Source organism: Nocardiopsis changdeensis, from assembly GCF_018316655.1.
In the GTDB taxonomy this organism is placed as follows: Bacteria; Actinomycetota; Actinomycetes; order Streptosporangiales; family Streptosporangiaceae; genus Nocardiopsis; species Nocardiopsis changdeensis.
This window is the reverse complement of sequence record NZ_CP074133.1, coordinates 2,662,694-2,687,221: the sequence shown is the minus strand read 5'-3', so window position 1 is coordinate 2,687,221 and position 24,528 is coordinate 2,662,694. Positions and strand designations below refer to the sequence as shown.

Genomic DNA, 24,528 nt, shown 5'->3' with positions numbered 1-24,528 from the left:
TGACTTTTTACGTGGGTTCATCCCCTCCTCGGAGCGCCCGCGCCACCCCCTCCGAACAGCGGATCCGAGCCCGGCGCCGGGCCGCGGCCGTCACGGATCGCGTTCGGGGACGGGCCGCGCGGAACCCCCGGCCGCAGCGGCCGGAAGGGTTGTCCACAGGCCCCCGGCACGATCCCGCCGTCCGTGCCACCCTTTGAAGGAGAAGCCCTCCGGAAGGTGCCGCACATGACCACCGACACCGGTCACCCTCCCGTCGTCCGCCTCCTCAGCGACACCGCCGTCCTCCCCCGCGGCGGCTGTCCGGCGCACCGCCGGGTACGGGCGGACCTCGCACTGGGCCCCGCCCGCCACCGGCCGCGGGAGGTGCCCGCGGCCGTCCTGCACGCCGTCCTGGACCTGGTCGAGCACCGGGGCTGGTCGCTGGAGCGGGCCTGCGCCCATCCGCCGCCGCCGGGGCGCCCGCCGGTCACCGTGCTGGGCGAGCGGGTGCCGCCCGTGCACGAGGGGGTGCGCCGGTGGGTGCGCCACGCCGCCCGCACCCACCTGGCGGCGACCGCCGGGCGCACCCCCGTCCCCGACTTCCGGGTGCGCCAGTACATGCCCGAACGCGGGTCCCGGCACCGCCGCCCGTACGAGGTGCGCGCCACCGGCCGCTGCTACACCCTCGGCGCGGCCCGCGAGCTGTGGGTACCGGTGCCGGGCCGGCTGCGCCGGGCGCCCGCCGACGCGGGGCTCGCGGTCGCCGCGTACGTGCTGGCCACGGGGGCACCGGTCGACCGGGAGGCCTACGCCGCGGCCCCGGAGCGCTTCCACGGCGGCGCCCCGTACCCGATGCGCTGCCGCGACGACCCGCCGGAGCGGGTACGGGTGATCCGGGTGTCGTGCCTGGACGGCGCCACGGAGGTCCGGTTCGACGGCACCGCCGCCGACGCCGAGGCGCTGTTCGTCGCCCGGGGCCGCGAGGGGCTGCGCTCCGCCCTGGTCGGCGGGGCCCGCTCCCCGGGGGAGGACTGCCTGGCCTGCGCCGTCCGCAGCGGCTGCGGCCGCCTGCCCCGCGCGCCGGGGCTGCTGGGCCTGGGACCGGGCGGCGAACGCCGCTCCTGGTCCCCGGCCACCGCCCGCGAACACGTCCTCTGTCCAGCCCGCGCCCACTTCCGCAGCCTGGACCTTCCCCCGGCCCCCACCGACCTCCGGCCACCGGCGCCGCCGCCCGCACCAGGAGGCCCCGGGCCCGCCCCCCGTGCCGCCACCGCGTCCGGCATGCCCGGGGCACCCGGCCCGTCCGAGAGCTTCGCCCGCCGCCCGGGCGCACGGGAAGCCGACCCCGTGCCCGACGGCACGGTGCCCGCCCTTCGCGGCATACCTGTCCCGCACGGCGAACCCGCCCCACGCGGAGTGCCCGCCCCGCACAGCAAGACCGCCCCGCACGGCGCTCCCATCCCGCGCAGCGAGGCCGCACCGCGCGATGAGGCCTCGGGGGGCGCACCCGTCCCATACGGCTCCCCCGACCCGCATAACGAGACCGCCCCGCGCGATGAGGACATCCCGCGCGGCACACCCGGCCCACACGGCGAGGCCGCCCCGCACGACAAGAACGCCCTATGCGGTGCATCCGCCCGGCACGACGAGACCGGGCCGCATGATGTACCCGTGCCGCACGAAGAGGGTGCACCGAGCGGTGTACTCGTCCCAAACGGCGTACCCATCCGGCACGACGAGACCGTCCCACACGATGCACCCGCTCACCGTGACAAGACCACCCCACACGACGAGGTCGTACCGGGCGACGCACCCGCGCCGCATGGCGCACCCGTCCCGCACAGCGAGACCGCCCTGCGCGACATACCCGTGCCGCGTGGCGAGGCCGTCCCACACGGCACACCCGCACAGCGCGACAAGACCGCCCCACATGATGAGGGCATCCCGCACGACACACCCGATCCACACGGCAAGTTCGCCCCGCAGGATGCACCCGTCTCACACGAGGAAGACACACCGCGCGGCGCATCCGTCCCATGCGGCGTGCCCGCCCGGCGCGATGAGGCCGTCCCGCGCAACGTTCCCGCCCTACACGGCGAGAACGTGGCGCCCGCGGTCCCGGGGTGGGCCGGTGGCGGGGAGCCCGGGGAGCGTGTTCCCTCTCGGGCCGCAGGGTCGGAGCGTGCAGGCACGGGCGGCGGGTCCGGCGGCGGCCCGCCGCCGGGCGGGCATGGGGACGGGGTGGTGGCGGGGGCGGTGCGGGCCTGGTTGGAGCGGGCGCACGAACGGCTGCCGCGACGGGCCTGCGAGCCCGCCGACCTGCCGGTGGACCCCGCGCGGTGGGCGTGCGCCGGGCGGCGGCTGTTCGGCGAGCGGGCCCGGCGGGCCGCCGCCCTGCTCGCCGCGCACATCCCCGTGTGCCCGCTGCGCGACCTGCCCGCGGGCGACCACGTGCGTTCCGGGCCCACCCTGACCGCCGACGACACCGAGGCCGACGTGCTGGTGGTGTACCGCACCGACGTCCTGCACCACCGGCGCGGCTCCTGGGTCCACCGCAGCGTCCTGATCTCCGAGGAGGGACCACCCGGGGCGACCGGCCTCGCGCTCTTCGCGCAGGACCCGCGCGCCGCCCTGGGGGTACTGTTCTTCGCCTCCGGGGTGATCGCCGCCGGCCCCGAACCCGCGGTGGAGGTGGAGGTCCTCGGCCCCGACGGCGCCCATGTCGACACCATGGACCCGGCCTCGCCGCAGGTCCTGGCGGCCGCCGAGCGCACCGTCCGCGCGCTGGTCGCCCCCTGGCACCGCGACCGGGCATACGTCCCCGTGCCCGGACCGGCCTGCCGGACCTGCCCCTATCGGGGGTGGTGTCCGCAGGGGGAGGACGCCTCCCCGTGACCCGGCCCCGCGCGCCACCACCGCGACCGGCGCCCCGCGGCGCCCTATACCGGATCCCGCGGCTCCGCGGGAGGGTTATTCGGATTACGGGTGGCCCCCGGGATTCCCTCCGACAACCGCTCCCCGCGGGACCGGTACCGCTAGTCTCCTTGCCATGACGCAGCACAACGGGACCCCGGGGACGGCCCCCGCCGGTCAGGTCCGGCGACCACGGTTCCACAGGCCCAATCCGGACCTGGCCGCGGCGATGGAGTGCGTCCGCTGCCACGAGCAGGGTGTGGTCAACCCTCCGGGTTGGCCGCCCAAGCCGCCCAGGCGCCGGGAGGGGCCGCCCCCGCCGACCCCGCACCCCAACCGGGACCTGCCCATCACCCTGCACAAGATGGAGTTCCTGCGGGAGGTGTGGGCCTACGTCGCCGCCAAGCAGGTGGGCGGCGACCCCGACAGCCGTTACCTCGCCCTGGTCTGCGCCCTGCGGGGGGCGATCCGCGGCGCGGTCTACCTGCTCGGGCAGGACATGCGGATCCTACGCCTGGAGGACCCGCGCGCCTCGCTCGGCGACCTGATCGCCTCGGGCTGGCTGGTCACCACCCCCGAGCGGGTGATCGAGTCCCACCCCTCCGACCCGGCGCTGTGCGACCTGCCCGACCTCCAGGGCAATCCCTGGAACATCGGCCAGGGCGTGCGTTCGCGCGCCTCGGGCTGGGTGGGCCGGGCGATGGGGCACAAGAAGATGCGCAAGAAGCCCAACCGGCTCCGGCTGACCGGTGCCTACCTGGCGTCGCGCGCCCTGCCCGGCGGCCGCATCCGGGTCCCCCGGGTGGAGGTCACCGTGGCGTGCGCGCTGTCGGGTCCCGACGAGCTCACCGAGCTGCTGGAGTGGCTGGAGCGCATCGAGTGGATCGTGTCGGTCCGCGACGATGGCGCGGTCATAGAGGCGGAACTGGGTGAGACCACCGCCTGGCTGGCTCCCCTGGCCCCGCCGCCACCGACCCCGCCGCGAACCTCCCCGGCGACGACGCCGCTGGACACCCCGGTGTCCGAGCGCGCCGACGCGCTGCTGGGCGGGCGCGCGGCCGAGGTGGTCGACTGGGTGGCCCGGTACCGCTCCGACCACGGACACGGACCGAGCTGGTCCACGGTGGCCGAGCACTTCGGGTGGCCGCCCCGGTCGGCCCCCGACCACGACGTCACCCAGGAGATCTTCGACCGCCTGGAGCGCACGGGCCGGCTCACCGGCTTCGGCGTCCCCTTCGGCCTCAGACCGGGCGCGGCGCTCGACCGCGAGAACGCCGCATAGACCCTTCCCCGAGCGGCGGCACCCCGCACCTCCGGTGCCGCCGCCACCGTCGGCCCGCCCTCCGGCAGCCCCCGCGCGGACGGCGGGCCGAGGTGGCGGGGTCCTCCGTGACCTCCGTTCATGGAAGACCCTGCCACCGACGGTGCACCCATCGTGTCCGCATGCCTTCGCCGCGTGTTCCCGGCCTCCCCCGGCCCCCGGGGAACCACCGGCGGATACCGCCCCTCTCATCTGGAGAAGGGGCTTCGGCGGTCGGGTCTCCTCCATGTCCCCTGTTCATGAGGAGGCCCGGCCGTCCCCGTCTCGCACGGGTTGAGGCAAAAGGTTCCAGAGTGGCCTCATGTGGCCCCTGAGGAACCGGTGGCATAGACCTCACGTCAAAAGAAACGACCGACCCCGCCACGAGGGCGGGCGTCGATTCCGGTCCGTCGAGCCCCGAGTTTCCCCTGCTCACCCCTGACAGGACCACCCCTTCACCGGGGAATGCGGCGCCAGGCCAACGGCCACCCCCGGCGCCCAGTCCGTCCGGTCCTGACCGTCGGTGGGAGATCCGTCCCTCCCCCGCTCCGGTCCCCGGGCGCGCCCCTCCGCACGTCCCCGATCCCCGGCCCCGGGCCGTCACGGCACCAGGTTCCAGGAGGAGATCACCGGCCGACCGTGTTCCCGGTCCAGCGTGCACACCGCCCCGGTCCCCAGCCGGAACAGCGCCCCCTCCCGGCCCTCCAGCCCCAGCCACCGCGCCGTGAGCACCCGCAGTACGTGGCCGTGCGCCACCAGAACCGTGTCCGCCGCCCCCGGGTCCCCCACCTCCGCGGCCAGCGGGGCCAGCACCCGGTCGACCCGCGCCGCCACCTCCTCCACCTGCTCGCCGGGGTGTCCGGTATCGCCGGGGACCACCCCGTCACGCCACAGGTACCAGCCGGGCCGTTCCCGGCGGATCTCCTCGGTGGTCACCCCCTCGTATCCGCCGTAGTCCCACTCCCGCAGGTCGGGATCGGTCCGCGTCACGGCGAGACCGGCGAGTTCGGCGGTGCGCGCCGCCCGGCTCAGCGGGCTGGTGATCACCCACCCGATCCCTCGGTCCGCCAGCAGCGGCCGCAGTGCCTCGGCCTGCCGCTCCCCCTCCCGCGTCAGGGGAACATCCGTGAGGCCGGTGTGCCGATGCCCCTTGCTCCACTCGGTCTGTCCGTGCCTGACCAGTACCAATACACCCATGGTCGGTGTTGTGCCCCGCCCCGGCCGCTGCACTCCGCCCGTTCCCCTTTGACACCGGCGCAACGGTCCACCGACCGCCCCGGGCCCGCGTCCCCCGCCCCGCGCACCGCGCCCACAGGGGTGCGGTGACACGAACGCCCCGGCCGGCCCCCGGCTGCGGCGCTCGGCGCACTACCGCCGCACCCCCATTACGCTGGTGTTCCGCGCCGCCCGCCCGGGCCGCGCACCCGGACCGACGACGTGAAGGACATGCGTGGCCACTCACGGTTTCGCTGCTTACCGGCTGTGGGCGGCCCCGCCCGGACGCCCGGACGACCACCCTCCGGTGGACCGCCTCGACGACGAGGGGACCGACCTGCTCGACCTCCTCCACGGCGCCGTGCGCGAACTGCAGGAGAGACCGGTGACCGACCCCGAGCGCCGCTCCCACCTGTCGGTGGGCGACCACCGCCGGACCGGCGACCGCGAGATCGAGATCCGGCTGGACTACGGCAGGTTCGGCACCCCGGGCACCATCCGCAGCGTCGCCGAGGACAGGGACCCCTACCACTATGGGGCGCAGGAGGCCGCCACCACCCACCTGCGCGCCCTGCTGGTGGTGCCCCTGGGCGGCGCCCACGCCCTGGCGATGACCGAGCGCCACCAGGGCCGCGGCGCCGGGACCATCCTGCTGGACCACCTCAAGCGGTGCGTGGACGCCCGGCTGGGCGGGCGCCTGTCGCTGCGCTGCGCCCCGCTGTCGGACTCGGCCGCCTACCGCAGGTTCCTGGAGGGCGCCCACGCCGTGAAGGTGGAGGTCGTGGAGGTCACCCGCGGCGCGGACCTGTTCAACCTGGAGGACCCGCGGCCGATGGGGACCTTCCGGCACGTCCTGACCCCGCCGTCGGGGCAGCGCCACCTGCCCGCCCCGCTGACGGAGCAGATCCTGGCCCGCCGGGTGGACCTGGCCGGGCTGTTCCACCTGCGCAGCGCGGACAACGTCACCGAGGTGCGGCTGACCCTGCGCGACGGCGCCCGGCAGAAGACGGTGGTCCTGGACGACGGCGGTACGGCCCCGCCGCTGACCCACCTGCTGGCCGAGGACGGGGCGCCGCGCCCCTCCGACGACGCGGCCTACCGGCGCATGCGCGAGGTCGCCGCCGAGGCCCCGCTGCCGTGGGCCGACCCGACCCCGCCCGCCGCCGGGGCCCTGCTGCCCGACTGACCCGCCCGGCCCGGCCACGCCCCCGGGCACAGGGCCCCGCCACGCGCCCATGTCGGCCCGCCCGGGCGCGGCGGCCGGGCCCCGCCGTGTGGGCCACGTGCGGGCCATAGGAGACACGGCCCTGAGCCGGAACACCGTCGGCGGCCGCGCCGGGCACCACCCCGCCCCTGGGCCCGACCCCGCCGCGGCCCCGCGCCTGGACAAGGGGCAGCCTGCGCGTCCTCGGCCCGGAGCAGGGGTCAGGCGCCACGACCCCGGCCCGGAGCGGGGACAGGCGGCGCGGTCCCGCACCGGAGCGGAGGGCAGGCGGTTCGGTCCCGGGCCAGGGCGGGAACCAGGCGCCGCGGCTCCAACTCTGGGCGGGGGCCAGGCGCCGCGGCTCCAGCTCGGGGCAGGGGTCGGCCTGCACGGCCCCGGGCCAGGGCGGAGGGCAGGTACCGCGATCCCGTGCCGGGCCGGAGATCAGGCAGTGCGGTCCCGGGCCGGGGCCAGCCCCAGGGCCTCCCGCAGCCGCTCGCCCTCGGCCGGCTCCAGCCCCTCCCGTGCGCACGCCTCGGACAGCGCCCGGTCCAGGCGCGCCGACCGGCGCGCCACCGCGTCCGGTTCCGCGTCGGCCAGCCCGGCCACCGCGCACCCCAGCGTGTACACCACCTCGTCGAACCCGGCGGCGTCGGCCAGCGCCGCCCGCAGCCACGGCCGCAGGGCGCCGCGCACCCGCTCGTGCGCCCCGAACTCCAACAGCGCGTACCAGGCCGGGCCCAGCAGCCGCTCCCCCTCCTCGCCGGGTTCGCGCAGGTGCCGGGCCAGCAGCACCGGCACACCGTCGGCCTCGGCCGCCATCAACCCCTCCAGCAGGCGCACCCCGGCGTCGGCCCGCACCGGCGAGGTCGCCTGGGTGTTCCAGGGCAGCGCGCCGCCGATCCACTCCAGCGCCGCCCGCACCAGAGCCGGGTGCAGGCCCTCGTGGCGGGCCAGCTCCCCCAGCGCCGCCTCGGCGTCCTCGTCCACCTCCACCAGCCACTTCAGCCGGGTCAGCGCGCCCACCGGGTCGGCCTTTCCGTACTCGGCGCACACCCGCGCCACCACACGGGCCGTGACCACCGACGCGGGCGTCCGGGCCTCCTCGTACAGGCGCTCGCGCAGCGCCCGCGCGAACCGGGGGTGCACCAGGGCCGCCGAGGACAGCGCCACCACCGCGTCCACCAGGTCCGGCTCGCCCACCCAGGCGTCAAACAGGCCCACCAGCGCGGCCGGGGCGTCGCACCGGTCGAACAGCGAGAACAGCCGGGCCCCGATCCGGTGCGCGGTCTCCCCGCCGCGGCGCACCGCCTCGGCGGCCGCCCACCGCACCAGGGCCGACCGCACGCCCGGGTGCTCGGCCCACAGGTGCTCCAGCACCCCGTCGGCACGGTCCTCCCGTTCGAAGAGCACCTCTCCGGCGGCGGTGCGCCGGGCCCCCACGCGCTCCAGGGTCGGGCCGACGCCGGCCCCGGCGATGCCGTCGGTCTCCCGGGGCTCCACCCCCAGTTCCGCGGCCAGGCCGCGGGCGCCCGCCAGTGCGGCCTCGACCGGCTCCCCCTCCAGGACGGCCAGCGCCGCGACCACCACCCGGCTCCACACCCCGTCGGGGCCGGTGGCGCCGGCGAACCAGGCGGCGACCTCGCCGCTGCCCCGGTGCCGTTCGCGGATCAGGGTGATCTGCTCCTGTTCGCCCGCCCCGCGCTCGCGGCCGGTGAGCACGGCGTGCGCGCTCCTGGCCAGGGCGGCCGCCTCCCCCGGGGTCGCGCCGCGCAGCATCCCGCGCCCGTCGAGCTCGCGCGCCCAGCGCGCCGCCCGGTGGCGGTCGCCCAGCAGGCACCCCAGGTGCGCGGCCAGCACCTCCCGCCGTTCGGGCGGCCGGACCCGCAGGTGCACGGCGCCCGGGACGGGGGCGGCGTCCCACTGCCCGGGCTCGGCGACCACCACCAGGGCCGCACCGCCGTGGGCGGCGACCCCGGCGAAGCCGCCCAGCGCGCGCAGGAAAGCGTCCTGCAGCGGCCCGGCCCCGGACACGTCCACCAGGTAGCCGCGCCCCTCCTCGGGCCACACCCCCTGGAAGGGGTCGTCCTCGTCGGTGTCGGCCATCAGCGGCCGCACCACCAGCCCGGCCCGGGACAGGGCGGCCACCGCGGTGGCGGTGCGGCCCTCGCCGGGCAGGCCCAGGACCACCCCGCAGCCGGGTCCGCCCTCGCGCAGCCCGGCGCACAACTCCGCGAACCCGGCGCCGTCCCCGGGCACGAAGGAGGAGGCCGTGAACTCCTGGTGCTCGCGCAGCAGCCAGCCCAGGCCGACGCGTTCGGAGGCGGTGAGCCGCACGTCCTCCATCACCAGCGCGCAGTGCAGGACGCCCTCGACGCCGTCGCGCACCGCCAGGCGGCCCCGCCCGCCCTCCACCGGCAGCGCGGCGTCCAGCGGCGACCCGGGGACGACGCGGACGAGCCCCTCACCCGAACCCGGTGCGACGGCCACGGACCCCTCCAAAGAGAAACCTCCGGGCGCCCGCACGCACCCTCAGGGACAGCATCGTAGGACACGGGCGGGCGCCGTGGGGCGGCGCCGGGGTCCGTCCCGCGGCCCCTCAGGGCACACGATCGCCCCGGCCAGGGCCGCGCCGTCAGGCCCCCGGTCCGGGGGGCGGCCACGCCTCCCCCTGGCGCTCGCTCCAGAACCGCCCGGCCGCCTCCAGCGCCACCAGGTCGTGGCCGTCCGGCTCCAGCCCGGCCTCGCCGCGCAGCCGGGCCCGCCCCACCAGGGGGCCGATGTCGTACACGCTCGCCCCCGCCAGGGACTCGTCCGGGTGGGCCAGCAGCTCCCGGGCCGCGATGTTGTAGCAGTGCAGCGCCCGGACCGGGTCCCCGTCGCCCTCGAACAGGTCGGCCAGCAGCCCGGCCGGGCCCGGCTGCAGCCCTTCGGCGCGCAGCAGGTCCTCCACCATCCGCTCCGACTCCGCCCCCCGGCCCTGCTCGCGCAGGTCGCGGGCGATCTCGATGAGGGCGTACTGGGCGTCCTCGGGGGCCGGCGGGTGGTCGCGCAGGGCCTCCAGCAACCGCAGCCCCTGCTCCCGCTCCCCCTCGTGCAGCAGGTGCTCGGCGGTCTCCACCAGGATGGTGCCGGCCTCCTCCGGGTAGCACTGCAGCTCCCGGAGCAGTCCCTCGCGCAGATCGAGTTTCTCCAGGGTCTCCGCCAGGGCTGCGGGGACCGTTGCGGGGTAGGACGCCCCGATCGTGTCATCGGCCATGAAAACGAAGCTAGACCGCGCGGGGCCGCCGTGTGGGGTGTTCGTCCGAATCGGGACCGACGCCTCGCCGCCGTCCCCGGCCCCGCCCAGAGCACCGGATGTGAATCCGGCCAACCACCTTTTCGGCTGTGCCCGGACCGGTGTTCGGAACCGCATGTGTACACTCGTGCCCTGTTCGTTCGCCAGCGTGGATGGGACACCTCATGGACACCGGTGACGTGGAGGTGACCTCCGCCGACATCGCCAGGATCGCCGGGGTCAAACCCACAGCGGTCAGCAACTGGCGGCGGCGCCACGACGACTTCCCCCGCCCGGTCGGCGGCACCGACCGCAGCCCCCGCTTCGACCTCGCCGCGGTGGAGCGCTGGCTGTCCGCCCACCGCGGCGCCCCCAGCATCGACTCCGACCAGCGCCTGTGGCAGGCGGTGGACTCCCTGCGCTCGGCCATGCCCGCCGAGTCCGCCCTGGCCTGGGTCGGGATCCTGCTACTGCACCTGCACCGCCACGGCACGCCCGCCGCCGGGACCGCCGACCCCGACGCCCTGTTCGACGCCGCCCGCACCGGGTTCGCCGCGTCCCTGGCCGACGCGGGCCTGGAGTACCTGGTCGGGCCCGACTCGCCGCCCCGGGCCCAGCTGCCCGTCCTGGCCGACGCCGCCGTGCGCGCCGCCCGCGGCAGCAGCCCCGCCACGGCCTTCGAACGCCTGCTGGCCCGCCTGGACCAGCGCGCCCCCTCCGGCTCCCACACCCTGCCGCCCGCCCTGGCCGACCTCATGGTCCGCCTCGCCGGACCCGTGACCGGTGACGGGGCCGTCGCCGACCCCGCGTGCGGACGCGGCGAACTCCTGCTCGCCGCGGGCCGGGCCGGGCACTCCCCCCTGCACGGACAGGACCGGGACGCCCCCTCCGCCCGGCTGGCCGCCCTGCGCGCCGGGTTCGCCGGCCTGCTGGACCACCGCCTGCACCTGGTGGTCGGCGACGCCCTGCGCTCCCCGGCACCGCCCGCCGGCGGCGCCGGCACCGTCCTGTGCGCGCCGCCCTTCGGCGAGCGCAACTGGGGCACCGAGGACCTCGTCGAGGACGAACGCTGGGTGTACGGGGTCCCGCCGCGCCTGGAATCGGACCTGGCCTGGGCCCAGCACTGCCTGGCCCTGGCCCGCCCCGGCGGCTCCGTCGTGATGGTGATGCCGCCCGGCGCCGCCGCCCGCCCCTCCGGGCGCCGCATCCGCCGCGAACTGCTGCGCGCTGGCGTGTTCCGGGCCGTCATCTCCCTGCCGCCGGGCCTGGCCGCCCACTACGCCGTCCCCCTGCAGCTGTGGGTGCTGCGCCGCCCCGAACCCGGGCGGGCCCCCGGGCCGGTCCTGCTCGCCGACACCTCCCCCCACGACCCGGGCGCCCCCGCCGACGAGGCCTCCGTCGTGGACCACGTCGACCGGCTGTGGCGGGCCTTCCTCACCGACCCCGCCGGGGTGGCGGAACCCGGCGTCGCCCGCGGCGTGGACGTGGTGGACCTGCTGGACGAGGACGTCGACCTCACCCCGCGCCCGCGCCTGCCCGTCCCCCGCGGCGCCGCCGTCGACCTGGAGGCGTTCGCCCGCGACCGCCGCCGGGTGGAGACCGCTCTGCGCGCCCTGCGCACACTGGTGCCCCGGCCCCCCGGAGAGGAGCCCGGCGCCGAGCCCACCCGGGTGGTCACCCTGGCGGAGCTGGCCAAGGCCGGGTCCGTGACGATCCGCCGCCCCGCCGCCCGCCGCACCGACCGGGACCACCGGACCGGGGACGCCCGGACCACCGCCCGGGTGATCTCCGGCGAGGACGTCGCCCGGGGCCGCCCCGCCTCAGGCACCGAGGAGGTCGACGCCGACCCCATGCGCAACCCCCCGGTCCAGGAGGGCGACGTGCTCATCCCCGCGGTGGCCGCCCGCCCGGTGGCCCGGGTCGCCACCGCGGCCGACGCGGGCGCCTACCCGGGGCCGGGCCTGTACGTGGTGCGCACCAACCCGGGCGCGGTCGATCCGTGGTTCCTGGCCGGGTTCGTCACCAGCACCGCCGAGAGCCGCACCATCGCCCGGGTCAGCAGCAGTACGCGCGGCAGCCTGCGCGTGGACCCGGCACGCATGCGCCTCCCGGTCCTGCCGGTGGAGGAGCAGCGCCGCCACGGGGAGATGTTCCGGCAGGTGGCGCGGTTCCGCGACGCCCTGCACGAACTGGACGCCCTGGGCCAGGACCTGGCCGACCGCAGCGTGGACCTGATCGCGGGCCGCTGGAGCCCTGCCCCGCATTCCCACTGACCCCGGCCGGGACGGGGCGGGCCGACCACCCCCGGCGGGACCGGCCAACCTGCCCCTTTTCCCACCGAACGCGCGGTTCGCCGCCCCCGCCGGCAGGGTTTTCCGGACCGATGTCACGGAAAACCGCCCGAGACCCGGCCCCGGGGCGATAGAGAAGGTGACGTCGGTTCCCTCCTCGTAAGGAGAATCCGGGAGTGGACACGCCCTCTCATCGCCCGCCCCCGCCGGACCCGCCCCGGGTCTCGGCCCGCCCGGTGCGCCTGCACCCCCGCACACAGCTGGCCTTCGCCGCCTCGCACTGCCCCCTGTACGCCAACGCCCTGGCCCTGGCCCGCTGGACGGGGCCCACCGTCCCGGTCACCGCGCGCGGGTTCCCCGACACCCCGCTGATCCGCGAGGCCGTGCGCACCCTCTCCCTGCGGCCCGCCGCCCCCCCGCCGGGCGGACCCCCCGGGCCGGACGGCGACCGGGCGTCCGACCCGCCCGCCCCCGCCTTCGCTCTGCCCTGGTGGGAGGCGGTCCGGCTGGGCATGGTCGAACTCGCCGCGGGACAGGCCCGCCCCGCCCCCGACCTGGAGGAGAGGGCCCGCGACCCCAGACAGATCCTGCTGTGGTGGACCGACATGTTCGAGGCCGCCGTCGAGGGCGCCCGCGGCGACCTGACCACCGAGCCCGGCACCACCGGCCCCGATCTGCTCCCCCCGGTACTGCGCTCCCTGTACGAGGCGCCCGACCGCTCCCGCGTCCCCCTCACCGACCTGATCGCCGCGCTGCTGGCCGCCCCCGGAGCGGTGCCGGTGACGGCGCGGATCCGCCGCCGCCTGCCCGACCTGCTCCTGCACATGCTGTGCCAGCTGGCCGAGACCGGGGCCGTCCACCTCGACCGCCGCCGGCCGGGCGGCGGCCCGTGCCTGGTGCGGCTCACCCCGCTGGGCCGCTACGGGGTACGCCAGATCCTGCTGTCGGTGGGGGTCCCCGCACCGCTCGTCGACGACGTCGGCCGGGTGGAGGCCGGCGCGTTCCTCGACTCGCTGCAGTCCTTCTCCCCCGACGGGCGGATCATCGCGATCGACTCCTGGCTGGCCGCGCGCACCCCGGCGCGCGCCCTGCGGGAGATCTGCGAGGCCGTCGACCGGCCCGGCGCGGAGCCGCGCCGCTGGGAGGGCGCCGCGGTCCTGGAGCTGACCAGCTCGCACCTGGGTCCGCAGCTGCGCGCCCTGCTGACCTGCGACCGCCCGGCCCTGGCGCACCTGGCGGCGATCGTGCTGCTGGGCTCGCGGATGCTGCGCCAGGACGAGATCGACCGGATCATGGCGGGCCGCGGCCCGTGGGTGGTCGTGGACATGCTCGCCGCCGCGCTGTCCGCCGGGGAGGACGGCCTGGCGGACTTCCTCGCCTCCCCCGCCACCGGCGGGCTGGAATCCCTCATCCTGGACGACGTCGACCGGCTGCGCCGCACCGACCACCCCGACACCGTGCAGGTCCTGGAGGCGCTGGGCCGCCTCCACCCCGACCCCGAGCGGGCCGCCCGGTCCCGCACCGCCGCCTTCCTGGCCCGGGCCCTGCGCCGCCCGGGATGACCGCTCAGGCGGGCAGCGCGTCCACGTAGACCCACGCTCCGTCCAGGCGTGTGAAGCGGCTGTGCTCCACCATCTCCCCGGCCCGGCCGCCCTCCCGGTAGCGGGCGCGGAACCGCACCGTGCCGTCGGTGTGGAAGGGGGTGCCGCCGTTGGTCTCCAGGATCTCCAGCCCGGTCCACTCGGTGCCGGGACCGGCCTCCACCCGGGCCGGCCGGGTCTCGGGGTGCCAGGTGCGCTCCAGGTAGGCGCGGTCCCCGACGGCGAACGCGCTGTAGCGCGAACGCATGAGCGCCTCGGCGGTGGCGGCCGCCCGGTCCCCGCGGTGGGCCGGGCCGCAGCAGGAGCCGTACTCCCCGCCCCCGCAGGGGCAGGCGTCGGTGTCCAGGGGGCGGCGGGTACCTGTGGGAGTTCTGCGCTGCGACATCCTCCCATTGTGGCGCCCCGCGAACGCCGGGAAATCCGCTCGCCCCGCGGGACCCGCCGCCGGGGCGCCGCCGCGGGCGCCGGTGGGGCCCGCGCCCTCATGGTGTGCTCGGGAGCGGCCACGGTCCTGGCCGGGGCCGCCTTCCTCCTGGCCCGTTGGCGGACTCCGGGCGGGGGACCGGCAGCGGCCCCCTGAGAGATCCCACCGCATCGCTCGGGGCGGGCCCGGCGCGCCTCCCGTCGGCGCCGTCCGGCGGCCGGACGCGGGACACTGGCCCCATGGCCTCCTTCCCGGACACCCCCGACCTGCCCGACGAGCTCCTCCCCGGCCCCGACCCCCTGGCCCTGCTGGCCGACCCCGGCGCCGTCCCCGACCGCGCCGAGGAGTACACGGCGGCCGTCCGCGACGTGGTGGGCGAGGTGGAGGCGCTGTCCGGGCTGGGCGAGTGGGCCGCGGCCGAATCCCTGGCCCGCCGCGCCATCGTCCTGATCGACCACACGGTGCCGCTGCTGGCGGACCCCGCCGCCCCGGCCGCGGAGGCCGCCGCCCTGGTCCCGCTGCACGCCGCCGCCTGCGCCCGGGCCGGGCTCGCCCCGGACGAGGTCGCCCGCTGGCTGCTGACCGCCCAGGCCAACGGCCAGGAGGTCCCCGCCGTCTCCGCGGACGCCTACGCCGAGGCCCTGGGCCCGGAGGGCACCGCCGCCTACGCCGCGTCCCTCGCGGCCCTGGACGACCTCGACCCCGCCACCGCGGCCCGTCTGCGCACCTCCTGACCCCCGCGGGGCACGGCCCGGCCGGAGGCCCCGTTCCCGGGCCGTGCCGTGCGCGGCGCAGGACGGGATCCGACCGTTGTCGGCCCGAATGAAGGCACCGGTGTGTGCTGCGTTGATCCATGCGCCACCTTTATAGCGTAGATCATTGCATTTCACCATTTTCCAGGTCACCCTGATCGGCAGCACCCAAAAAAGAAAAGAGAAAACACCCCTCCGGCGACCCGGGAGTAGGATTCGGAACGCGCATTCTCCGCCTCGAGGGAAATTCCCAATACTCCCACGGGGCACGCGAACAGGAGGAACAGAGAAAATGCCGACAGTCGAATGGAATCGCAAGGCCTGGGGCAAAACGCATTCCTGGGACAAGAACGGCGACGAGTGGTCCTTCATGGCCGCCTACTGCGGTCAGCCCTACGAGGAGTGGAAGGCCTCCCTCATCGACACCCTGCTCGTCCCGGGCGCCTCCCGCGGCCCCTCCCTGGAGATCGGCCCCGGCCACGGCCGCTGGACCGAGCACCTGCTGGAGCGCTCCCCGCACGTGTGGATCGTGGACGTCAACGAGAACTGCCTCGACCACTGCCGGGAGCGGTTCGCCGACCACCCCGGCCTGCGCGTCCACCACACCGCCGACTGCGGCATGGCGCCCGTCCCGGACGCCTCCATCGCGTTCGTGTGGTCCTTCGACGTCTTCGTCCACCTGGACCCGGACGTCATCACCGGCTACCTCGGCGAGATGTCCCGGGTCATGGTGCCGGGCGCAACCGCGGTCGTCCACCACGCGGGCAAGCCCGACTGGTCGCTGCGCCTGGCCCCGGCCACCCGCCGCGCCGGGCGCGCGGGCCGCGTCGCCCAGCGCTGGATCAGCCAGCGGCGCTGGCGCGACGACGGCAACCGCTCCGACGTCTCCGCCGAGGCCTTCGCCCGCTGGGCCGCCGACCACGGCCTGGAGGTCATCGAGCAGCGCGGCTCCTGGGGCGACCGCGGCCAGTACACCGTCGCCAAGTACCGCGACCGCATCACCGTCCTGCGCAAGCCCGGCTGACCGGTCCCGGACCGGCCGGCGCCCCACCACGGGCCCGGCCGGGCACCCCGCCGACCGTCGGAACCCGTGCGGCCCCGCGCGGATCCGGCCTGTGGACAACCCGATCCGGGCGGTCCGGGGAGCACATACTCGGAGCATGCTGACCTCACGTGCCCGCATCCTGTTGTCCGCCCTGCTCAGGGACCTTCCCGACCGGCACCACATCCTCACCGTGCACACCGACCGGACGGCGTCCACCTCGGTCGTCCTGCACACCGGCGGCTGGGACATCGAACACCCGCCGGTGGTGGAGCGGCTCTCCGCCGTCCTGGCCGGCGGCCGCGGCGCCGCCGTGGTCCTGCGCAGCTTCACACCGCGCATCTCCCACACCCTCCCGGACGGGACCGAGATCCCCGTCAAGGTCGTCCGCGGCTGGCGGGCCGCCGACCACGCCCTCGTCCCCCTCGACGAGGCCCAGATGTTCGACGCCCACTGCACCGACGCCGCCTCCGGCGAACCGGTCCCGCCCGAGCACGGTGTGGAGTTCGCCCCGGCCCCGGCCGTCGACCTCTCCGCCTTCCACGCCCGGTGAGGCCGCGGCGCCCCGGCCCCTCCCCCGCGCCCCCGCGCGCCGGGCACGGCCGGAACCGGACGGGCGTCCCCCACGGGACCGCCGCCTCTGCCATGATCGGGGCCGACCACCCCCGAGCGGAAGCGGTGCCATGCCGGACCCCCTGCGCGATTCCGACCCCCGGGAGATCGGCCCCTACCGCCTGCACGCCCGGCTGGGCGCGGGCGGCATGGGGCTGGTGTACCTGGGTAGCTCCCCGGGCGGGCACACCGTCGCCGTCAAGGCGGTGCGCCCGGAGCTCGCCGACGACCCGGACTTCCGCCGCCGCTTCGCGGTGGAGATCACCGCCGCCCGCACGGTGGGGGGCCTGTACACCGCCCAGGTCGTGGACGCCGACCCCGACGGCGACCCGCCGTGGCTGGCCACCGCCTACATCCCGGGCCCCTCCCTGCACCGCGCCGTCGCCGACCGCGGCCCCCTCCCGCCGGACTCGGTCTCCGCGCTCGGCGCCGGGCTCGCCGAGGGCCTCGCCGCCGTGCACGCCCAGGGGGTGGTGCACCGCGACCTCAAGCCGGCCAACGTGATCCTGTCCGCCCAGGGGCCCAGGCTCATCGACTTCGGTATCGCCCGCGCCCTGGACACCACGTCCCACACCCGGACCTCCACCGTGCTGGGCACCGCCGCCTTCATGTCGCCCGAGCAGGCGAGGGCGGAGAAGCACACCGGCTTCGCCTCCGACGTGTTCTCCCTGGGCTGTGTGCTGGGTTTCGCCGCCACCGGGCACAGCCCCTTCGGGGAGGGGCCGGCGCACGCCGTCGCCTACCGGGTCGTGCACGCCGACCCCGACCTGGAGGGGATCCCGGGTCCCCTGGCCGACCTGGTCGCCGCCTGTCTGGCCAAGGAACCCGGGGACCGGCCCCGGCCGGAGGACCTGCTGCGGCGGTTCCCCGAGTCGGCGCCCCCGGAGCCGGAGAGCTCCGGGCGGGGCTGGCTCCCCGACGACCTCACCGAGGTCATCGGGCGGCACGAGACCCTCCTGGAGACCCTCGTCGACCCCGGGACGGCACCGGGCGGGCCCGCGGACGGCGGCCGGGCGCCGTCCCCGCCGCGGCCGCGCGCGGCACTGAGCGGGGCGCAGGCTCCGGAAGGGGCCGAGGCCTCGAGCGGGGCAAAGGCTCCGGAGGGGGCCGAGGCCTCGGAGGAGGCACGGGACCCGCAGGACGTGCCACGGGCCTTCGAGATGACGACGGCCGCCACCAGGGTCGTCGAACGGTTCTCGGAGGTGCGCTACGTGGTCGCCCTGGTGGTGGCCCTGTTCGTGGGCGCGGTGCTCTTCGGCCTGCTGTTCGGCGGCCCGGACGCCGACTTCGACGAGGCCCTCGCGTTCGCCGGGGACATCGTCACAGCACCCCTGTTCGTCCTGCTCTACAGCGCGGCGGCCGTCCTCGCCCTCCTCGACGGGGGCTCCGCCGGACACGACCTCCTCATCGTGGACAACGGAGGCATCCGTGTGGTCGACAGGAGGTGGCTGCGCCTGCGGGACCGCTCCTTCACCCTGGCCTGGGACCGCCTGCGGTCCGTCCGGGCCCACGCCGCCCGCCCCGGTTCCGGGAAGGGGATCGAGGTGAGCGTCACCGTGGAGTTCGCCCAGGGCCGGGCCCCCGACGAGGCGTGGCTGAAGCGCCACGGCGTCCTGGGATCCGACCAGGGCCACACGATCGCCACCACGTCCCTGCCCGACGCGGCCGACACGCTGTACCGGGTGCGCGAGGCGCTGGACCGCTTCGGCGGCGGCATTCACGTCCTCCCCTGAGCGCCCGGTCCCCGGTGCGCGGTGCCCGGGGGGCACCGCCCCCGGGCACCGCTCAGGCGGACGGCTCCTCGGCCTCGAGGCCCTCCCCCGCCTCCTCGGCGCCGCGCCGGGGCACCGCGACCTCCAGGGAGACCCCCAGGTCACGGACGGCGCGCGCCGACGACTCCGGGAGGCGGTCGTCGGTGATGACGGTCGAGAAGCGGGTGAGCGCCGCGACCTTGAAGGTGCCGAACGCCCCGTACTTGTCGGCCCCCGCCACCAGCACCGAGGTCGAGGCCGCCGCCATGGCCGCCCGCTTGACCGCGACCTTCTCCCGCGAGGGCGTGGTCGAGCCGCGGTTGAGGTCCCAGGAGCTGGTGGAGATGAACGCGGTGTCGATGTTGAACTCGGCGACGGTCGCAGCCGCAATGTCGCCGACCGACGAGCGGTTCTCGCGGTCGATCCGCCCCCCGATGAGGAACAGGGTGACGTCCGGGTGGTCGCTGAGCGAGGCCGCCGTGGTGATGTCGTTGGTGATGACGGTGAGCCCGAGGGTGTTCCACAGCAAGGGGACCAGGTGCCCCAGCGTGGTGCCGGCGTCGAGGTAGAGGGTCTGGCCGTCGCCCACCAGGGCCGCCGCGGCGTGCGCCATCGCCCGCTTCTCCGCCACGTCCGCGCGCGACTTGTCGCGGTAGGAGGGCTCGGCGCGCACCTGTGAGACCAGTTCGACGCCGCCGGGGACGGAGCGCACCCGCCCCTCCCCCTCCAGGGTCATGATGTCGCGGCGCACGGTCATGTGGGAGACCCCGAGGATGTCGCAGAGCTCCCGCACGCTCAGCACCCCCGTACCGCGCAGCTCCCGCAGTAGCAGTTCACGCCGTTGCGCCGGGATCATCGTCCTCCTTCGGGTCGGTCTCACCCGCCAGGGTAATCCAAAGTTCCCAGATGATCTCAGATGTTACGCCGCTGTACCTCCACGTGCTCGCGGTGGTACCCCCGGCGCACCACCGCCGCCACCCCGGCGACGCCCGGGCCGCCCCGCCGGGGCCATCGCGTCTCCGGACCAGGCAGGAGCAGGAATGGAACGGACTCGCGGACGGACGGGCCGCGCACCGGACCGCCATTCCGTCTGCGGGTTCCCGGGCCCCGCCCCGTTGTACGTCCACCACCGGACAGCGTTACCAGATGATCTCAGATGTGACGATTATTGACTCTCATGTGCATGTGATGTTAAGACTTGGGTCATCGTCGTCGCGGGACGCCACCACGCGCGCCCTCCGCACGGCGGGAGAAGGAGAACCCATGCAAGACACCGACGCCGCCACCGCGCCGACCTCCACGGTGCGGTACGCGCTCACCGGAGCACGCGGCGGATTCGCACGCACGCTGCTCGCCCAGACCAGGGGCATCGACCGCCTGCACCCCGCGGTCCTGTGCGACCTGGACCCGGAGGGCACCGTCGCCCTGTGCACCGAGCTCGGCTACGACCCCGCCGACCTGCACGTGTGCGCCGACGCCGCCGAGCTCGCCGCCGCGAAGGACGGGGGCATCGCCGTGATCGCCGACGCCGCCCTCCTCGCGCACGCCGACTACGAGGTGCTCGTCGAGGCCACCGGCAGCCCCGGCGCCGGGACCCGGGCCGCGCGCACCGCCATCACGACGGGACACCACGTCGTCATGGTCTCCAAGGAGGTCGCCTCGGTCTCCGGGACCGCGCTGGCCGACCTCGCGGACGAACACGGCGTCGTCTACACCCCCGGCATCGGCGACCAGCCCGCCAACCTCGTCGAGTGGTACGAGCGCACCCGGCTCCTGGGCCTAGACGTCGTGGCCGTCGGCAAGTCCGGTGAGTACGACCTCGTCTTCGACCCCGCGACCGGACGTGTGAAGCAGCTCGACCAGGAGGTCGACGCCCCCGCCCTCGCGGACCTGCTCACCCTCGGCCCGGACGTGCCCGCCACCCTGCGCGCCCGCGCCGAGGCCGTCGCGGGCCTCACCCGCGCCGCCACCGCCGACTACTGCGAGATGGGCGTCGTCGCCGACCACACCGGCCTGGTCCCCGACACGGAGTCGCTGCACTACCCGGTGGCCCGGGTCGCCGAGCTCGCCGACGTCTACGCGCTCGCCGAGGACGGCGGCGTGCTCTCCCGGCCGGGCGCGGTGGACGTCTTCAGCGTCCTGCGCCTGCCCGGGGAGGCCTCCTTCGCGGGCGGCGTCTTCGCCGTCGTGCGCACCGGCGACCCGGTCACCTGGGAGCTGCTCGCCCAGAAGGGGCACGTGGTCTCCCGCTCGGGCCGCTACGCGTGCCTGTACCTGCCCTACCACCTCATGGGAGTCGAGACCCCGCTGAGCATCCTCGACGCGGCCGACCGCCACCGCGCCGCCGGGCCGCGCCGCCCCCGCCCCCACGCCGTCCTGGCCGGGCGCGCGCGGGGCCCGCTGGCCGCCGGCACCCGGCTCGACATGGGCGGCCACCACCACGACGTCGCCGGAGTGGCGCCCGTCCTGCTGGACGCCGCGCAGGCGCCCGCCGACACCGCCCCGCTCTACCTCGCGGCCCACGCCACCCTGGCCCGCGACATCCCCGCCGGAGCCCTGCTGCGCCTGGACGACCTCGCCGACCCCGACGGCGTCCTCGTCGACGCCTGGCGGCACGCCCGGACCCGCCTCGTGAACGATCGGAACCGGTGACATGTCGGACCTCTACACCCTCGGGGCGTTCCTCGCCGCCATCGTCGTCCTCGTCCTCCTCATCGCCCGCTTCAAGGTCCACCCCGTGGCCACGCTCTTCATCGTGGTCGTCACCCTGAGCCTGGTCCTGGGCATCGGCGGCGAGGGCACCATCGAGCTGGTCACGACGGGCTTCGGCAGCACGCTGGCCAACGTCGGCCTGCTCATCATCTTCGGCTGCGTGCTCGGCAAGATGCTCGAACTCAGCGGCGCGGCCCTGAAGATCACCGAGACCGCACTGCGGATGTTCGCCGAGAAGCGCGTCCCGTGGGCGATCGCCCTCGCCTCGGTGGTCCTGGGCATCCCCCTGATCGCCGACACCGCCGTCGTCATGCTCATCCCGATCGTGTCCGCCCTGGCGTACCGTACGGGCATCTCGATGATGAAGCTGGGGCCGATCCTGTACATCGGCGCCTACGTGATGACCTCGGTCGTCCCCCCGGGCCCCGGGCCGCTGGCGTCCGCGGCGCTGCTCGACGTGTCCATGGGCGAGGCCATCCTCTACGGCCTCGTGGTGGGCCTGCCGGGTGTCTTCGCGGCCACGCTCTACCTGTCCCGGCTCAAGACGTACGTGGCGCCCAAGCCCGAGTTCGTCGAACACCTGGTGAGCGGCTCCGAGACGGTCCCCGGCGGTACGGGAACGGGTGCGGCGGGCCCGGGCGCGGCCGGCACGGGTACGGGCTCCGCTGGGACCGGCTCCGCCGCGGACGGCGCCCCGGGGGTGGGCCTGTTCGGCTCCCTGGTGCCGATCCTCGCCCCCATCCTCCTCATCGTGATCGCCGCCCTGGCCGCCCCGGTCCTGCCCGAGGGGTCCCCGGTCACCTCCGTCATCCTGTTCGCCGGCGAGCCCACCATCGCCCTGTTCCTGGCCTGCCTGCTCGCGCTGCCGCTGTTCCGCGGCCGCTGGCGCGACAAGGCCACCCTGAACGACCTGTTCGAGTCGGGCCTGCGCATCGCCGCGATGCCCATGGCGCTCACCGGTGTCGGCGGGGCCCTGGCCACCGTGATCCGCGACACCGGCGTGGCCGAGAACATCGCCGCGGGCATCGAGAACGCCGGCCTGTCGCCGATCATCATCCCGTTCCTGGTCGCCGCCGCCGTGTGCACCATCACCGGCTCGAACATCCTCGGTGTGATGACCTCGGCGGCCATCATGCAGCCCCTGCTCCCCGAACTCGACCTCGCACCGCTGGCGGTCTACCTGGCCTGCGCGACCGGCGCCCAGATCATGAAGCACGCGAACTCGTCGGGTTTCTGGGTCACCACGACCCTGTCCAACATGACCGTGGGCCAGGGCATCCGCTCCATCGGCGTCGCCTCGGCGATCTCCGGCGTCACCGGGTTCGCGGTGCTCTACGCCATGACCACCCTCGGCGTCATCTGATCCCCGCCCCCGACCGAAGGGCCGCCCCGCCTCCCCCGGCCGCCGAGCCGCGGGGAGCGGGAGCGGCCCGCATGAACGAGAGAACCCAGCACAGGAGGACACCATGGCGACCCTCGGCGTGATCGCCGACGATCTCACCGGCGCCACCGATATCGCGATCGCCCTCACCTCCGCCGGCCACCGGACCGCCGTCGTCCTGGGGGAGGGCGTCCCGCTCGGGGGCGCGGCCGCCGACGCGGACGCCCTCGTGGTGGCGCTGAAGTCGCGCACCGCCCCGGTCGGGGAGGCCGTCGCGGCCTCCCTGGAGGCCCTGGACAGGCTGCGCGCCGCCGGATGCGAACGGTTCTACGTCAAGTACTGCTCGACCTTCGACTCCACACCCGAGGGCAACATCGGGCCGGTCTGCGAGGCGGTGCTGGAGGCGCTGGGCGAGGAGGCCACGGTGATCGCCCCGGCGTTCCCCGCCAACGGGCGCACCGTCTACCGCGGCCACCTCTTCGTCGGGGACGACCTCCTGGAGGAGTCCCCCATGCGCCACCACCCGCTCACCCCGATGACCGACTCCAGCCTGGTGCGGCTGCTCGAACCGCAGGTGTCGCGGGGCAAGGACGATATCGCCCTGGTGCCCTGGCCGGTGGTCTCGCGGGGAGCGGACGCTGTGCGCGCGGCCCTCACACGGGCCGCCGCCGGGGGTGCCCGGTTCGCCGTCGTGGACGCCCTGTCCGACGACGACCTTGATGTCCTGGCCCGCGCCGCGTCGGGGCTGCGGCTGCTCACGGGGGGCAGCGCCCTCGCCCGGTGGCTGCCCGGGCCGCACCCCGTCGGCCATCTGCCGCTCACCCCGCCCGAGGGACCGCGGGTGGTGCTCTCCGGCAGCGCCTCCCGGGCCACCCAGGGCCAGGTCCGCCACGCCCTGGCCGCCGGCTCCGGGCACCGCCTGGTCCCCGGCGACCTGCGCGCCGACTTCGACGGCACCGTGGCGCGGGCCGCCGAGGCCGCCCTGCGCGCCCCCGCCGACGCCCCGTTCGTCGTCTACGCCACGGCCGCGCCCGAGCACGTCGTGGACGCCGCCGACGCCCCGCTCATCGAGGAGGCCCTGGCCGAGACCGCCGTGCGGCTCGTCGCGGCGGGCGTCCGCGCCCTGCTCGTGGCGGGCGGGGAGACCAGCGGCGCCGTCGTGGGGCGCTTGGGGGTGGGGCCGCTCGCGGTGGGACCCGAGGTCGACCCGGGGGTGGCCTGGATGCTGGCCCGGACGGAGGATTCCGGTGGCGGGGACGACCTGCGCCTGATGCTCAAGTCCGGCAACTTCGGCCGCGAGGACCTGTTCGTCCGCGCGTGGGAGGAGGGGGCGTGAACCGTGCGACCCGCGAGGCGGCCGAGGAGCTGTGCGCGGCCGGACACCGCGCCGTGGAGCTGGGGCTGAGCCCGGGATCCTCCGGCAACGTGTCCGCGCGCGTGGACGGCCTCGTCCTGATGAGCCCCACCGGGGTCCCCCTGGACCGCCTGGAGCCCGACGGCCTGTCCGTGGTGGCCGCCGACGGGACCCCGGTCTCCGGTCCGCCGCCCTCCAAGGAGCTGCCGCTCCACCGGTCGATGTACGACCGCCTCCCCGAGGCCGGAGCGGTGGTCCACCTGCACTCGCCGCACGCCACGGCGGCCTCGTGCCTGCCGCCGTGGTCGCACGCCTCCGCCCTGCCCCCGATCACCCCCTACCTGGTGATGCGGGTCGGGCGGGTGCCCCTGGTCCCGTACGCCGCGCCGGGGAGCACCCGGCTGGCCGAGAACCTGTCCGCCCTGCCGGGGCGGTTCGCCGCGGCACTGCTGGCCAACCACGGGTCGCTGGCGGCCGCGGCCGACCCGGCCGCGGCCCTGGAGGGGGCCGTCGAGCTGGAGGAGGCCTCGCGGATCGCCGTCTCGCTCCACGGCCGGGAGTACTCCGTGCTCGCGCCCGAGGACGTGAAGGAGCTGACGGCGAGGTACGGGACCACCTGGGACCTGTGACCGGCCCCCGCCGCGGACCCGCTCCGCTCCGGCCCCGGCCGCGCCACCCGCGCGGCCGGGGCCGCGGCGTCGGTGGCGGTGGCGGGGTGGC

At 76.1% G+C, this 24,528-nt stretch carries 18 protein-coding genes; 13 read left to right on the top strand and 5 right to left on the bottom strand.

The annotated features are described in order from the left end of the window. Positions 1-225 precede the first annotated feature (225 nt). Positions 226-2,874, top strand: a complete 2,649-nt coding sequence (locus KGD84_RS12115; protein WP_220560401.1) for a hypothetical protein — start codon at positions 226-228, stop codon at positions 2,872-2,874. A gap of 154 nt (positions 2,875-3,028) precedes the next feature. Next, on the top strand, positions 3,029-4,174 hold the full coding sequence (locus KGD84_RS12110; RefSeq protein ID WP_220560400.1) for a hypothetical protein: 1,146 nt from the start codon (positions 3,029-3,031) through the stop codon (positions 4,172-4,174). 618 nt (positions 4,175-4,792) lie between these two features. Here the strand turns inward: KGD84_RS12110 and KGD84_RS12105 are convergent. After that, positions 4,793-5,389 (bottom strand): histidine phosphatase family protein, encoded by a 597-nt coding sequence (locus KGD84_RS12105; protein WP_220560399.1) that lies wholly within the window; start codon positions 5,387-5,389, stop codon positions 4,793-4,795. Positions 5,390-5,642: 253 nt separating this feature from the next. Between KGD84_RS12105 and KGD84_RS12100 the strand changes: the two genes are divergently transcribed. Then, on the top strand, positions 5,643-6,593 hold the full coding sequence (locus KGD84_RS12100) for a hypothetical protein (protein ID WP_220560398.1): 951 nt from the start codon (positions 5,643-5,645) through the stop codon (positions 6,591-6,593). A gap of 462 nt (positions 6,594-7,055) precedes the next feature. Here KGD84_RS12100 and KGD84_RS12095 read toward each other — a convergent pair whose 3' ends face one another. Both KGD84_RS12095 and KGD84_RS12090 read right to left on the bottom strand, forming a co-directional pair. Continuing rightward, a complete protein-coding gene (locus tag KGD84_RS12095; RefSeq protein ID WP_220560397.1) occupies positions 7,056-9,101 on the bottom strand; it encodes a hypothetical protein in 2,046 nt (681 codons plus the stop codon). 145 nt (positions 9,102-9,246) lie between these two features. After that, entirely contained in the window at positions 9,247-9,870 is a 624-nt protein-coding gene (locus KGD84_RS12090; protein ID WP_220560395.1) for a hypothetical protein, read from the bottom strand. 203 nt (positions 9,871-10,073) lie between these two features. On the opposite strand from KGD84_RS12090, the gene KGD84_RS12085 reads away from it, so the two are divergent. Further along, entirely contained in the window at positions 10,074-12,161 is a 2,088-nt protein-coding gene (locus KGD84_RS12085) for an N-6 DNA methylase (RefSeq protein WP_220560394.1), read from the top strand. A 194-nt stretch (positions 12,162-12,355) separates the two neighbouring features. Further along, on the top strand, positions 12,356-13,741 hold the full coding sequence (locus KGD84_RS12080; RefSeq protein ID WP_255646472.1) for a hypothetical protein: 1,386 nt from the start codon (positions 12,356-12,358) through the stop codon (positions 13,739-13,741). 4 nt (positions 13,742-13,745) lie between these two features. On the opposite strand, the gene KGD84_RS12075 is transcribed toward KGD84_RS12080, so the two are convergent. After that, positions 13,746-14,165 (bottom strand): YchJ family protein, encoded by a 420-nt coding sequence (locus KGD84_RS12075; protein WP_220560393.1) that lies wholly within the window; start codon positions 14,163-14,165, stop codon positions 13,746-13,748. A gap of 278 nt (positions 14,166-14,443) precedes the next feature. Here KGD84_RS12075 and KGD84_RS12070 point away from each other — a divergent pair, with 278 nt between their 5' ends. The 4 genes from KGD84_RS12070 (at position 14,444) to KGD84_RS12055 (ending at position 18,343) form a co-directional block, all read left to right on the top strand. Then, complete coding sequence (locus KGD84_RS12070) at positions 14,444-14,938, top strand: hypothetical protein (RefSeq protein WP_220560392.1); 495 nt, start codon at positions 14,444-14,446, stop codon at positions 14,936-14,938. A gap of 310 nt (positions 14,939-15,248) precedes the next feature. Further along, complete coding sequence (locus KGD84_RS12065) at positions 15,249-15,980, top strand: class I SAM-dependent methyltransferase (protein WP_220560391.1); 732 nt, start codon at positions 15,249-15,251, stop codon at positions 15,978-15,980. A 136-nt stretch (positions 15,981-16,116) separates the two neighbouring features. Further along, complete coding sequence (locus KGD84_RS12060; RefSeq protein WP_220560390.1) at positions 16,117-16,551, top strand: hypothetical protein; 435 nt, start codon at positions 16,117-16,119, stop codon at positions 16,549-16,551. Between the two features lie 130 nt (positions 16,552-16,681). Further along, the gene (locus tag KGD84_RS12055) at positions 16,682-18,343 is read left to right on the top strand and encodes a serine/threonine-protein kinase (RefSeq protein WP_220560389.1); all 1,662 of its coding nucleotides are present in this window, start codon (positions 16,682-16,684) and stop codon (positions 18,341-18,343) included. A 52-nt stretch (positions 18,344-18,395) separates the two neighbouring features. Here the strand turns inward: KGD84_RS12055 and KGD84_RS12050 are convergent, their stop codons facing one another. Then, entirely contained in the window at positions 18,396-19,217 is an 822-nt protein-coding gene (locus tag KGD84_RS12050; protein ID WP_220560387.1) for a DeoR/GlpR family DNA-binding transcription regulator, read from the bottom strand. A gap of 407 nt (positions 19,218-19,624) precedes the next feature. On the opposite strand from KGD84_RS12050, the gene KGD84_RS12045 reads away from it, so the two are divergent. The 4 genes from KGD84_RS12045 (at position 19,625) to KGD84_RS12030 (ending at position 24,437) form a co-directional block, all read left to right on the top strand. Next, complete coding sequence (locus KGD84_RS12045; protein ID WP_220560386.1) at positions 19,625-21,013, top strand: homoserine dehydrogenase; 1,389 nt, start codon at positions 19,625-19,627, stop codon at positions 21,011-21,013. A gap of 1 nt (position 21,014) precedes the next feature. Further along, the gene (locus KGD84_RS12040; protein ID WP_220560385.1) at positions 21,015-22,436 is read left to right on the top strand and encodes a GntP family permease; all 1,422 of its coding nucleotides are present in this window, start codon (positions 21,015-21,017) and stop codon (positions 22,434-22,436) included. Between the two features lie 103 nt (positions 22,437-22,539). After that, complete coding sequence (gene otnK / locus KGD84_RS12035) at positions 22,540-23,790, top strand: 3-oxo-tetronate kinase (protein ID WP_220560384.1); 1,251 nt, start codon at positions 22,540-22,542, stop codon at positions 23,788-23,790. Then, on the top strand, positions 23,787-24,437 hold the full coding sequence (locus KGD84_RS12030; RefSeq protein ID WP_220560383.1) for a class II aldolase/adducin family protein: 651 nt from the start codon (positions 23,787-23,789) through the stop codon (positions 24,435-24,437). Before otnK ends, KGD84_RS12030 begins: the two co-directional genes overlap by 4 nt. Positions 24,438-24,528 lie beyond the last annotated feature (91 nt).